Annotated in this window: 11 protein-coding genes; 1 reads left to right on the top strand and 10 read right to left on the bottom strand. The window is 72.3% G+C overall.

The annotated features are described in order from the left end of the window. Window positions 1–38: 38 nt before the first annotated feature. The 6 genes from ND747_RS14135 to ND747_RS14115 form a co-directional block, all read right to left on the bottom strand. A complete protein-coding gene (locus ND747_RS14135; protein WP_374216225.1) occupies window positions 39–2,102 on the bottom strand; it encodes a dipeptide ABC transporter ATP-binding protein in 2,064 nt (687 codons plus the stop codon). Further along, the gene (locus ND747_RS14130) at window positions 2,099–2,980 is read right to left on the bottom strand and encodes an ABC transporter permease (RefSeq protein ID WP_251734079.1); all 882 of its coding nucleotides are present in this window, start codon (window positions 2,978–2,980) and stop codon (window positions 2,099–2,101) included. The genes ND747_RS14135 and ND747_RS14130 overlap by 4 nt, the downstream gene beginning before the upstream one ends. Continuing rightward, complete coding sequence (locus tag ND747_RS14125; RefSeq protein ID WP_251734078.1) at window positions 2,980–4,038, bottom strand: ABC transporter permease; 1,059 nt, start codon at window positions 4,036–4,038, stop codon at window positions 2,980–2,982. Before ND747_RS14125 ends, ND747_RS14130 begins: the two co-directional genes overlap by 1 nt. Before the next feature lie 4 nt (window positions 4,039–4,042). Continuing rightward, window positions 4,043–5,698, bottom strand: coding sequence for an ABC transporter substrate-binding protein (locus ND747_RS14120; protein ID WP_251734077.1), 1,656 nt, complete (start codon window positions 5,696–5,698; stop codon window positions 4,043–4,045). A gap of 241 nt (window positions 5,699–5,939) precedes the next feature. Then, entirely contained in the window at window positions 5,940–6,020 is an 81-nt protein-coding gene (locus ND747_RS30120) for a putative leader peptide (RefSeq protein WP_374216226.1), read from the bottom strand. 329 nt (window positions 6,021–6,349) lie between these two features. Then, complete coding sequence (locus tag ND747_RS14115; protein WP_251734076.1) at window positions 6,350–7,855, bottom strand: MFS transporter; 1,506 nt, start codon at window positions 7,853–7,855, stop codon at window positions 6,350–6,352. A 179-nt stretch (window positions 7,856–8,034) separates the two neighbouring features. Between ND747_RS14115 and ND747_RS14110 the strand changes: the two genes are divergently transcribed. Next, a complete protein-coding gene (locus ND747_RS14110) occupies window positions 8,035–8,811 on the top strand; it encodes a TetR/AcrR family transcriptional regulator (RefSeq protein WP_251734075.1) in 777 nt (258 codons plus the stop codon). On the opposite strand, the gene ND747_RS14105 is transcribed toward ND747_RS14110, so the two are convergent. From ND747_RS14105 to ND747_RS14090, 4 genes are all read right to left on the bottom strand, one after another. Then, window positions 8,777–9,259 (bottom strand): nuclear transport factor 2 family protein, encoded by a 483-nt coding sequence (locus tag ND747_RS14105; protein WP_251734074.1) that lies wholly within the window; start codon window positions 9,257–9,259, stop codon window positions 8,777–8,779. The two genes, ND747_RS14110 and ND747_RS14105, sit on opposite strands and share 35 nt — an antisense overlap. A gap of 31 nt (window positions 9,260–9,290) precedes the next feature. Continuing rightward, window positions 9,291–9,764 (bottom strand): ester cyclase, encoded by a 474-nt coding sequence (locus ND747_RS14100; protein ID WP_251734073.1) that lies wholly within the window; start codon window positions 9,762–9,764, stop codon window positions 9,291–9,293. 84 nt (window positions 9,765–9,848) lie between these two features. Continuing rightward, window positions 9,849–10,625, bottom strand: coding sequence for an SDR family NAD(P)-dependent oxidoreductase (locus ND747_RS14095; RefSeq protein WP_251734072.1), 777 nt, complete (start codon window positions 10,623–10,625; stop codon window positions 9,849–9,851). A 339-nt stretch (window positions 10,626–10,964) separates the two neighbouring features. After that, on the bottom strand, window positions 10,965–12,321 hold a 1,357-nt coding region (locus ND747_RS14090; protein ID WP_251734071.1), incomplete at its 5' end, for an alpha/beta fold hydrolase.

Raw genomic sequence — 12,321 nt, 5'->3', positions numbered from 1 at the left:
CACCGACGCCTGCCGGCGCCCGGCCAGCGCCGCGCCGCTCACCGCAGGTCCGGTCGCGGCACGGCGGCCAGCAGCGCCCGGGTGTAGTCCGCCTGCGGCTGGTCGAAGACCTGGTCCACCTCACCGGCTTCGACGACCACCCCGTCCTTCATCACGATGACCCGGTCACTGGTGTGCCGAATCACGCCGAGGTCGTGCGAGATGAACAACATGGCGACCCGCAGGTCCCGGCGCAGGTCCCCGAGCAGGTCGAGGATCTGGGCCTGCACCGAGACGTCGAGGGCGGACACCGGCTCGTCGCAGACCAGCACGCTGGGGTCGGGGGCCAGCGCCCGGGCGATGGCAACCCGCTGGCGCTGCCCGCCGGAAAGTTCCAGTGGGCGTCGGCGCAGCAACGAGGCGTCCAGCCCGACCCGTTCGAGCAGGTCGACGACGCGGTCGCGGCGAGCCCGGCCGCGGCGCACCCCCGCGACCCCCACGGCCTCACCGATGATCTGCTCGGTGCTGAACCGGGGATCGAACGATCCCAGCGGATCCTGGTGGATGGCCTGGATCCGGGTCCGGCGGGCCCGGCGGTCACGTTCGGACGCCGGGCTCCACGCCTCGCCGGCGAACCGGACCCGGCCCGCGTCGGGCGTGACCATCCCCAGCACGATCCGGGCCACCGTCGTCTTGCCCGAACCGGACTCACCGACCACGCCGAGGGTCTCCCCGGCGAACAGGTCCAGCGAGACGTCGCGCACCGCGTGGTGCCACTGGCCGTCGGGTGCGCGGAACCGCTTGTGCAGCGCCTCCGCCTCGATCAGCGCGGGGGCGCCGGACGGGCGGGTCGCCGGCCCCCGCACCACCGCGACCGTGGCTGTCCCGGCAGCGTCGCCGGCCTCGTCGGTCGTACGGGTGTCGTCGGTCGTACGGCTGTCGGTGGTCGTACGGCTGTCGGTGGTCCCGCCGACGACGGCGGGTGCCCGGTCGACCGGTTCCGGATACCAGCAGCGGGCCTGCTGCCCGGTCGCGGACCCCGTTGTCGGCATGACCGGCAGTTCGGTGCGACACCGTTCGTCGCTGCGCGGGCAGCGAGCCGCGTAGGGACAGCCACCTGTGCTGGCCGGCCGGTCCGTGACCGCCTGGGACAGCCGGGCGCCCCGTGGGTGCAGCGCGGGTACCGCGGCGAGCAGCGCGCGGGTGTAGGGATGGCGCGGCTGGGCCAGCACCTGCCGGGTCGGTCCCTGCTCGACCACCAGCCCGCCGTACATCACCACCACCCGGTCGGCGAGTCCGGCGACGACCGCCAGGTCGTGGCTGATCAGCAACACCGACAGGCCGTCCGCGGCGAGCTGGCGCAGCAGGTCGAGCACCTGCGCCTGCACGGTGACGTCGAGGGCGGTGGTGGGCTCGTCGGCGAGCAGCAGCTCGGGTCCCGCGGCCAGCGCCGAGGCGATCAGTGCCCGCTGGCGCAGCCCGCCGGAGAGCTGGTGCGGGTACTGGGCCGCCCGCCGCTCGGGCTCGGGTACCCCCACGTCGGCGAGCAGGCCCAGCACCCGTTCGCGGCGCCGGGCGCGTTCGACGGTCCGATGGGTGCGCAGCGGCTCGGCGATCTCCGCGCCGGCGGTGCGCAGCGGGTCGAGGGAGACCAGGGCGTCCTGCAGGACCAGTCCGATGCGTCGACCGCGGACGCCGCGCCAGCCCCGTTCGCCCAGCCCGATCAGATCAAGACCGCCGAACGACAGCTGGCGGGCCGAGACGGTGGCCTGCGGGCCGGACAGTCCGACCAGGGTGCGGGCGGTGACGGTCTTGCCCGACCCGGACTCGCCGACGATGGCCAGGCACTCGCCCCGGTCCAGGGTGAACGAGACGTCCCGCACGGCCTGGACCCGACGGCCCGCGCCGCGCCGCCCGGGCACGTCGAAGGTCACGCTCAGCCCGTCGACGATCAGTGCCGGACCGGTCTGACCGGTCGGGTTGGCGACCGCGACGTCGTCGGTGCCGACGTCCTCGGTGTTCGCGACGTCCTCGGTGTTCGCCGCGTCTTCGGTGTTCGCCGCGTCTTCGGTGCCAGCGCCGGTGCCGGCGGTGACCGCGGGGGCGGCGGGTGGGTGGCTCACGGGCGCGACCTCCGGCTGTAACGGGCCTGGGCGAACCGGCCGACGACGTTCACCGCGATCACGGTCGCGGTGATCGCGGCACCCGGGAACACCCCGGCCCACCAGGCGGTGGACAGGTAGTTGCGGCCCTCAGACAGCATCAGGCCCCATTCGGGGGTGGGGGGTGCGGTGCCGAAGCCGAGGAAGCTCAGGCCCGACACGGCGATCATCGTCGTGCCGAAACCGACGGTGGCCACGACCAGCAGTGGGCCGAGCGTGTTGGGCAGGATGTGCCGCCCGATCAGCAGCCGGCGGCGCAGGCCCAGACCCACGGCCGCCTCGACGTAGCCGGAGCGGCGCACCACCAGCGCCTCCGAGCGCACCACCCGGGCGTAGCCGGGCACGTTGGACAGCGCGACCGCCACGGCGAGGTTCAGCGTGCCGTTGCCGAGCACAGTGATCACCAACAGGGCCAGCAGCAGCGGGGGCAGGGCCAGCAGGACGTCGGCCACCCGCATCAGCACCGCGTCCGCGATCCGCCCACCCAGTGCGGCGGTCAGACCCAGCACCGCACCGCCGCCGACGCCGAGCGCGGTCGCCGCCAGGCCGATCCACAGCGACCGGCCGGCGCCGTGCACCACCCGGCTGTAGACGTCCCGGCCGAGCTGGTCGGTGCCGAACCAGTGCGTCCCGCTCGGGCCGCGCAGCGCGTCCACCGTGTCGGTGTCGATCGCCGAGCGTCCGGTGAACAGCCCCGGTGCCAGCGCCGCGGCGACCAGTACCAGCAGGACCAGCCCGGACAGCACGAGGCCGACCCGGGGCGGGCGGCGGGCCCGGGTCGCGGTCCGCCGCCCGGCGCCGCTCGCCGCGACATCCACCGCCAGTTCGACAGTCGTCATCAGTCCGCCCTCAGCCGCGGGTCGATCAGGAGATACAGCAGGTCCACGACGGTGGAGATGGTCACGAACACCAGCGCCGAGAGCATCACCACCCCCATCACCACGGGCATGTCCCGGCTGCTCACCGCCTGCAGGGTCAGGGCCCCGATGCCGGGCCGCGAGAAGACCTTCTCCACCAGGACCGCGCCGCCGAGCAAGGTGCCGGCGAGCCACCCCGACAGCGTCACCAGGCCCACCGTCGCGTGGCGCAGGGCGTGCCGGGCCCGGATCGCGGTCTGGCTGAGCCCGCGGGCCCGCGCCGTGGTGATGAACGGCTGTTCGAGCGCGGTCTCCAGGCCCTCCCGCAGGACCTGACCGAGGATGCCCGCCACCGGCAGACCCAGCGTGAGAGCGGGCAGCACCAGCGCGGAGAACCCCTGCGCACCGGCGACCGGGAAGACGCGGACCTTGAAGCTCAGCGCGGTGAGCAGCAGGATGCCCAGCCAGAACGGCGGCGTCGACACCGAGACGAGCTCCCAGAAACTCGCCACCGCCCGCAGCGCCCGGTGGCGCCCGGCGGTCGCGACGGCCGAGACCACCGCGAGCACCACCGCCACGGTCAGCGCCGCCAGCGCCAGCTGCACCGTGGGCATCAGCTGGTCGCCGATCAGGTCCGACACCGGCTGCTGCAGCTGGTAGGACCAGCCGAGGTCGCCGTGCAGCAGTCGGCCCAGGTAGTGCAGGTACTGCAGGACGACCGGCTCGTCCAGGCCGAGATCATCCCGGATCTGGGCGCGGACCTGCGGGGACGCCATCGTCGACGGGCCGAGGATGATCGCCACCGGGTCGCCGGGGAGTAGCTGCAGCGCGACGAACGCGGTCGTCGCCGCGCCGAGCAGGACCGCGACCGCGGCCGCGAGCCGGCGGCCGACCGCTCTGGCCACCACCCGGCCGGACAGACGGTGCGGACCCGTCCGCCCGGCCGGCTCGCCGAGCCCCACCGACCCCGGCAGCACCCCCGCGTCGTCCGCCGCACTGCTGCCGACCTCCGCGGAGGTGCTGCTCAGGGGGCTCGTCATCGGATCAGGCGCGGTGGAGGTCGTAGAGCAGCGGCTTGCCGTTCGGGTCGACGGTCAGCCCCGACACCTTGTCGGACACCACGACCAGCTTGGTCGGCACGTAGACGGGCAGCACCGCCGCGTCGGTGAGCACCACCTGGCGCTGCACCTTCGCGTAGAGCTCGGTCCGCTTCGCCTTGTCCAGGGTGGCCGCGCCGGCCTCGGTCCACTCGTCGACCTGCGGGTCCTTCAGGTTCGCCGCGTTCTGCCCACCGGTGGCCGGGGTGCTGGCCGAGTTGAAGAAGCCGCGCAGGATGTCCGGGTCGGACTGGGTCCAGGAGAAGTCGTACAGGTCGTACTGACCGGTGCCGGCCAGAGCGACGAACGCGCCGATGTCCAGGGCCGGGTGGCTGACCTCGATGCCGATCTTCTTCAGGTCGGCCTGGATGCCCTGGGCGACCACGGCGCGCTGCTCACGGGTGTGCGGCGGGTTCCACGGCCAGTCGACGGTGAGGCGCTTGCCGTTCTTGGTCCGGTAGCCCTGGGCGTCGCGCCCGGTCCAGCCGGCCTCGTCGAGCAGCTTGCCGGCCTTGGTCGGGTCGAACTTCAGGCTGTTCTCGAGCGAGGCGTCGTAGGCCGGGGTGGAGGGGGTCAGGGGGCTCCACGACCGCTGGTACTGGCCGAAGTACACGGTCTTGATGATCTGGTCGAGGTTCGTGCCCAGCTGGATCGCCTGGCGGACCTTCACATCGGCCGTGGCGCCGCGGGTGGTGTTGAGGTAGATGGCGTAGCTGCCGCCCGGGTCCTGGAGCTTGCGGATCGACAGGTTCTTGTCCGCCTCGACGGTGCGGATGTCCGACGGCGCAATGCTGGTGGCGATGTCGACCTGGCCGCTGGTCACCGCGCCGGTGCGCACCGGGTCCTCGGTGAGGAAGCGGAAGACGACCTTGTCGAGGTAGGCGGCACCGGTGTGGGTGGACTGCTGCGGGGCCCAGTTGTACGCCGGGTTCTTCGTCAGCGTGACGCTCTGGCCCTTGGTGTAGCTGGTGAACACGAAGGGGCCGGTGCCGATGATCGAGCTGCCGCCGGCGCACAGGGCGTCCGGCCCGCGGGTGAGCGACTTCGGCGAGTAGAAGCCCAGGCTGGGGGTGCTGGCGCCCTGCAGGAACGGGGCGAACGCTTTTGTGAAGGAGACCTTCACCGTGTGTGGGTCGATGACCTCGGTGCTGCTGTACGGACCGAGCAGGGTTGCCGCGTACTGCGACTTCGTCTTCGGATCGGCGATGCGGTCGAAGTTCGCCTTCACCGCGGCCGCGTCGAACGGGGTGCCGTCGGTGAACCGCACGCCGTCACGCAGTGTGAAGGTGTAGCTCTTCAGGTCCGGAGCGACCTTCCACGACGTCGCCAGCCACGGGTGGAAGGCGCCCTTCGCGTCGACGGTGACCAGCGAGTCGACCACGCCGCGTTCGATGTCGGCGGTGATGCCCTGCGGGTTGACCTGCAGGTCGAAGCAGGTCGGCTCGACGTCGAGTGCGTAGGTCACCGTCCCGCCCGCTTTGGGGGCTGCCCCGGCCGCGGTGCCGCCGTCCGAGCCGGAGCTCGAGCCGCAGGCGGAAAGGGCGAGTGTGGCTACCGTCGCCGTCGTTATCAGGGTGAGGCGAGCGGGTCTGGCGAGACGCATGCGGGTGCTCCGGGGTGTAGATGCAGAAGGCGACATAAAGGCGCGGCAGACGGGCCGGTCCTGGGTTGACGCGCAGCACGGATCGTCTTTTTGCGCAGGGTTTTACAACTGCCGGGTGTTTCTGTTCCGGAGGTTCGTCCGGTCCGGGCTGGAGACGCCGACGACCCGCTGGAAACCCAGCGGTGGTGCGGCTCTGTTCTTCCGGGTGGGGCGTCGTCGCCCGGCCCGGAACACGGCGGTGTCAGCTACAGGCGGCGCTGGACACGCGGAGCAGATCGATATGCCTGCGTACAGTGAGAAAGATGCCTGTCGGTGACGACATGGTGATCGTATGGCGCCGGTGGGCGGTGTGCTCGACCGGCGGCATCGAGCGGGAGTGGAATCGACGACGGCGTGGAGATGGCGCGACCGCCAGCCGTCGATTGACCATGGGCAAAAGTATAGGGCGAAAGGCCTTTCGGGTAACCCGGGTGGGGGTGTGAAGGAACTCACTTTCGTTGACCTGAATTGCCTTCGGCGTCTTCATGTGGTCGGCCGAAAAATTCGCTGGTGCCGGCATGTTCGCCACTCCCTCCGTTCCCGGGTTGTCGGTGTCCTCGTCGGCGGCAAATGGTGCTCGGTAAACAGCGCGGAGGTTGGCGCTGCGGGGAGCTATCGCGACGAGGTGGCGGTGACGTCCTGTGGTGCGCTGGTCTCGGGGCCGGTGCCGGCTGGCGTGGACCGTGGTGTGGGCGAGGCCGCGGGCGGCGTGCTGGCTACCGGCCGGTCGCGCAGGAACGCGGCGATGATCACGCCGATCGCCGCCGCCGCGATCGCGGCGACCAGACCGCCCACCCGCAGGCCGTGCACCACGTCGGCGGGAGAGGAGGTCTGGTCGAGCCCGGAGGTGGACACCGCCACGATCGCCGCGAGGCCGACCGCGCTGCCGATCTGCTGCGAGGTGGAGGCGATCGCGTTGGCCACACCCTGCTGCTCGCTCGCGATGCCGTGCGCCGCGGCGGCGAAGCTGACGGTGAACGCGATACCACCGCCGAGGCCCCACACCGCGATGCCGGGCAGCAGCGCGAGATAGGAGCCGTCCGTCGACATACCCGGCACCAGCAGGGCGATGCCGATCCCGCACAGCAGCAGGGCGATGCCCAGGGAGACGCCGAAACCGAGCCGCCGCGCGGCCGTGGTGGCCAGCGGACCGGCCCCGGCCATGGAGATCAGGGTGAGCGGAAGGAAGGCGAGGCCGGCCTTGAGCGGGCTGTAGCCGAGCACGCCCTGCAGATAGGTGGTGAACAGGTAGTACTCCCCGGCCAGGGTGCCGGAGAAGACGAACACGGCCAGCAGGGCCGTGCTCAGGCTGCGGTAACGCAACAGCCGTGGGGGCAGCAGCGGTGTGCGCAGGCGCAGCTCCACGACGGCGAAGGCTGCCGCGAACACCACCCCCAGGCCGATGGCCCCTGCCGCGCGCACCGACAGCCACCCCCGCTCGGGCCCGCTGACCAGGCCGAACACGATCAGGGCGACGCCGGCGGTGGCCAGCAGGCCACCGGTGAGGTCGAAGCCCGCGTACCGGTCCGCCCGCGGGGTGTCCGGCGGCAGCAGCCGCGGTGCGGCGGCCACGATCAGTGCCGCGACCGGGACGTTGACGAAGAACACCCACTCCCAGCCGAGGTAGTTGGTCAGCAGGCCGCCGGCCAGGGCGCCCGCCGCGAGGCCGCCGCCGCCGGCGGCCCCCCACGCCGCCATGGCCTTCGTCCGCGGGGCACCCGCCGGGAAGATCGTGTTGATCAGGCTGAGGATCGTCGGGAACAGCAGAGCGCCCCCGACGCCCTGCACCGCCCGTGCGGTGATCAGCAGCCAGGGTGCCCCGGAGAGCCCGCCCACCAGCGAGGACAGCCCGTAGAGCGCCACCGCGACGAGCAGGACTCGACGGGCGCCGAGCCGGTCGGCGGCCCGGCCGCCGAGCAGCAGCAGGCCACCGAACGTCACCGCATAGGCGCTCACCACCCACTGCAGCGACTGGGTGGTGAAGCCGAGCTCCCGACCGATGTCGGGCAGTGCGACGTAAACGATGTTGTAGTCGATGGCGATCATGAACTCGGCGAACGCGAGGAGTGCGAGCGTCAGCCCGAGCCCGGACCGCGGTCGGGGCGCTGAGGCAACCACCTGGGGGCTCTTTTCGTCGGGTGCGCGGTGCGTCGTGGGGTCGGCCGGCCCGAACCGGGCCGGGTCGACCGGCCACCGAAGTCTACATAGCGTTCGATTTTTCGTCTGCCGTTCAGGAAGCTATCTGATGATGAGCAATTGAACGGCGTGTACTAACTCCTCGATGTAGAGTGGTGCCGGTGGACGGGGTACAACTCAGCCGGCGGGAGCGGCTGCGCGCCGAAACCGTGCGGGACATCAAGCGGATCGCGCTCACGCACATGGCGCAGGGCGGAGCCGCGGCGCTGTCCCTACGGGCGATCGCCCGCGAGATGGGGATGACCGCCGGCGCGCTGTACAGCTACTACGACACGCGTGATGACCTGATCACGGCCCTGATCGTGGACGTCTACTCCTCGCTGGCCCAGGCCCTGGAAGCCGCCCGCCGGACCCGCCCGGACGACCCGCTCGCCCAGCTGGTGGCCGTGGGGGTGACCTACCGGGAGTGGGCGGTCGCCCATCCGCCCGAGTTCCAACTGGTCTACGGCGACCCCATCCCCGGCTACCGGGTGCCCGAGGACGGTGCCGAGCTCGCCGCGGAGCACCGGGCCTGTGGCGTCCTGATCAGGATCGTCGCCGCCGCCTGGCCGTTCACTGCGGAGGAGCCCCGTGAGTCGGGTGAGCCGGACGGGGCGGGTGCGCCGGGCGTGCCGGAGTACCGGTGGTCGGATTTCCGCCCCGACTTCGCCGCGATGGCGCAGTCCACCTTCCCCGGGCTGCCGCCGGGGGCCGCCGCCCTGTCGTTGCGGATCTGGGGGCGGCTGCACGGCCTGGTCGCCCTCGAGGTGTACGGCCACCTGCGACCGCAGGTGAACGACCCGGCCCGGCTGTACCGGGAGGAGCTGCGCGACCTGTGCACGCTGCTCGCCGGCTGGCTGCCGGTCACGGTGCCAGCTCCGGCAACCGTTCGGCGCTGAGCCGCCAGGCCTCGTCCCGCGGGACCGGGGCCTCCTGCGGCGCACGGGGGTAGCGGTGGATCGAGCGCCGAGCCCGAATCCGCCAGCCGCCCTGCGCGGCCCGGACCAGCACGTCCTCGTACTCGCCGTTGGTCGCCGAACCGTCGGCGAGGGTGGCGATGTAACGGCTCAGCGCCCGCACGGTCCCGTCCGGGTCCACCAGGACGACCGTGTTCACGGTCTGGTGGTCGGGCGCGTCCGGACCGAGCCCGAGCAGGAACTCCCGCAGCGTCGCAAGGCCGTCGAGGACCCGGCCGCTGCGGGCGAACTCGAACCGGATGTCCTCGGTGAACACCAGACCGAGCGCGTCGTCGTGGCGGTTGTCGCAGACGTGCGCGAACAGGGCGAGCGTCTGCCCGATCTCGGCGAGGTCGGTGGTCGACAGCGTCGCCGTCGCGGTGTGCCCCACGGTGGACTCCTCTGGCGGGTGGCGGCGCGGGTCAGGCCTCGACCGCGCCGAGCTGGCGCAGGATGGTGAGCCGGTCCGGCAGCACCGAGTAGTTGACCACCTGGCCGTTGCGGAAGGTGACCAGGCTGACGCTGGTGGCGTCGATGCGCCGGCCGGTGGGCGCGACGCCGAACAGCTCGCCGCGCTGGGTGCCCTCGATCTGCCAGTAGACGACGACCTTGTTCCCCTCGGCGACGACCTCGGTGACCGTGGTCCGCACGTCCGGCACCGCCGTGCGCAGCCACTGGACGTGTTCCACGAATCCGGCGCGGCCGTTGGACCAGCCGGCCCGCGCCCGGGTGGTGTCGTCACCGTCGTCGGCGATGAAGGTCTCCAGCAGCTCGAGTCGACCCTCGTTGACGACCTCCTCGTAGAGGCGCCGGGCGATGTCCTTCTGTGCCGCGAGGCCGGGCTGGGGCGAGACGTCCACCGGGGCGTGCGGGTCGGTCCGGGTGTCGATGCTCATGGGTGCTCCCATCGGGTCGGCGTGCTGCGTGAGGTGGGGGGCTGCGGTACCGAAACGCGGTACCGAACCGCGGTACCGGACGGACTACTGGGGCGGCTCGCCGTCGTAGGTGGGCGCCAGCAGGATGCCGGTGGAGGCGGTGATCCCGCCGTCGACGGGGATCACCGCGCCGGTGATGTAGGAGGACGCGGGCGAGGCCAGGAACCAGATCACCTCGGCCTGCTCGCGGGGCTGCGACCAGCGGCCCAGCGGGACGCGCCGGGTCAGCGTGGCGGACAGGGCGGGGTCGGCCCGCTGGCGCGCGGTGCGCGGGGTCTCGGTGAGCCCGGGGGCGACGGCGTTGATCCGGATGTTCTGGTAGGCGTAGTCCAGCGCGGCCGAGCGCACCAGGTTGATCGCGGCGGCCTTGGTGGTGTTGTACGCCCAGGTGTACGGGTCACCCCGCAGACCGGCGCCGGAGGCGGTGACGACGATCGCCCCGCCACCGGCCGCGCGCAGCGCCGGGGCGGCGGAGCGGATGCCCAGCACCAGGCCGCGGACGTTCACCGCGTGGATCTGGTCCAGGCTCTCCACCGCGCCCGGGGCCTCGATCGGCGGGGCTCCGCCGATGCCGGCGTTGAGCACCGACGCGTGCAGCCGGCCGAAGTGCGACGTGGCCAGGGCCACCGCGTCGTCATTGGTCAGCGGGTCGGCCGCGTCCCCGGCGAGGGTGACGACGTTCGGGTTCCCGGTGAACGCCGCCAGACCCTCCTTGGACACGTCGACCGCGACGACCCCGAGACCGCGCTCGGTGAACAGCTCGACGCAGGCCGCTCCGATGCCGGCCGCGGCGCCGGTGACGACAACTGCTCCCGTCGGCATACGGCTTCCCTCCTCTGTGGTGTCGCACATTTCCGAGTCGTGCGTGGGAAACAATCCGGGTGACCGGTGCGGTGACCCGCGCGGCCCGGACGCCGGTGGGTTGCGCCGGCTGCGCTGGGGCGGCCCTGGGCGGCGGCGGTGCGGGCGTTGTCGGTGTTTCGTTGAATCTACAAGGTGTGTAAACGTGAGGTAAGGCTTTCGCGCCGGAATCTCTCCGGCACCGGACAACAATGGACGGTTGGTTACTGAATGACCTGGGAAAGGGCCACGGAATGACAACGGGACGGGGTTTCGACCGGGCTACGTAGAACTACGTAACCCGGTCGGCCGGACTGGTCCTCAGACCAGGGAGTCGAGGAACCTGGTGATCGCGGCAACCGTGGTGGGCGAGTGCTCCTCAAGAATGGAGAAGTGCTCGCCGGGAACGTCGACGGCCTCGTGCGGGGTCGCCCAGTAGGCCTGCCAGCCGGTGGGGTCGGCCGGGTCGACCACGGTGCGCGGCAGCGGGTCGGCCGCCCGCACCAGCAGCGTCGGCGTCTCGACCGGTTTGGGCTGCCAGCCGTCGAAGATCTTCACGTAGGCGCCCATGGTGGTCAGGCTCGCGTCGCTCCAGACCATCTCGTAGCGTCTGACCCGCTCCAGCATGCCGGTGATCATGGCGGGCAGCCACCACTGGACCATCCCCTCGCGCACCGCGCTTTCCGGCGGGTAGCTGTCGATGAGGACCAGGCCGGCCGGCCGGACCCCGGCGCTTTCCAGCTCGGCCGCCACCGCGTGCGCGACCACCCCGCCCATCGAGCGTCCGACCAGGACGAACGGCTCGTCGCCCACCAGTCGGATCACCTCCCGCACGTGTGCCTCGACGTAGGTGGCCTCGTCCGCGGGCAGGTGGTCGTCCTCGGCGAAACCGGAGGAGGGCAGCACGAACACATCACGCTCGCCGCGCAGCAGGGTGCCGAGCCGGGCGTACTCGTGCGGTCCCGAGATCGCGCTCATCGCGGGGAAGCAGATCAGCCGATGGCGGGCCGGTCCCTCGGCCAGCTGCAGTGGCGCCTTCGTGTGCCGGGCGCTGTCGGCGGCGCCGTAGGTGGGTCGCAGGAACGACGCGACGACCAGCAACTGCGCGGCCGCGATGAACTGATCGCGGGCGCACAGGGCCTGGTAGAGCGCGGACAGCGGCCCCTCCTGCGGGCCCACCGCCCGGACCTGCGCCGGGCCGGTCTGGTTCCCGGTGCCCGGCGCCGAACCTGCCCCCGGCGTGAGGTCCTGGGGCTGGCCGGGAGCCGGCACCGCCGCCGTGCCGGCGGGCGCGGCGGCGAGCTGCCGGGCGAGGTAGGCGGCGAGGTCGAGGGCGTTGGGATGGTCGAAGGTGAGCGTGGCGGGCAGCCGCAGGGCGGTGGCGGCGTTCAGCCGGTTGCGCAGCTCGACCGCGGTCAGCGAGTCCAGCCCGAGCTCGCCGAAGTCGCGGTCGGCGGCCACCGTCTCCACCCCGGCATGCCCCAGCACGCTCGCGACCTGGGCGCGGACCTGGTCGAGCAGAACGGCCTCGCGGGCGGCCGGGGTGTCGGCCTCGGCCAACAGCCGCAGCAGCACGGCGGCCTGCGCGTCACCACCGGCGTTCGGATGCCCGGCGGCGGCCCGGCGGCGGGTGGCGGGCGCCGTGGTGCGCACCAGCTCTCGCAGCAGTGCGGGGATG

It is taken from the genome of Frankia sp. R82, assembly GCF_023716925.1.
In the GTDB taxonomy this organism is placed as follows: Bacteria; Actinomycetota; Actinomycetes; order Frankiales; family Frankiaceae; genus Frankia.
Note: the sequence above shows the minus strand (reverse complement) of the source record. Positions and strands in the feature narration are given on the sequence as shown.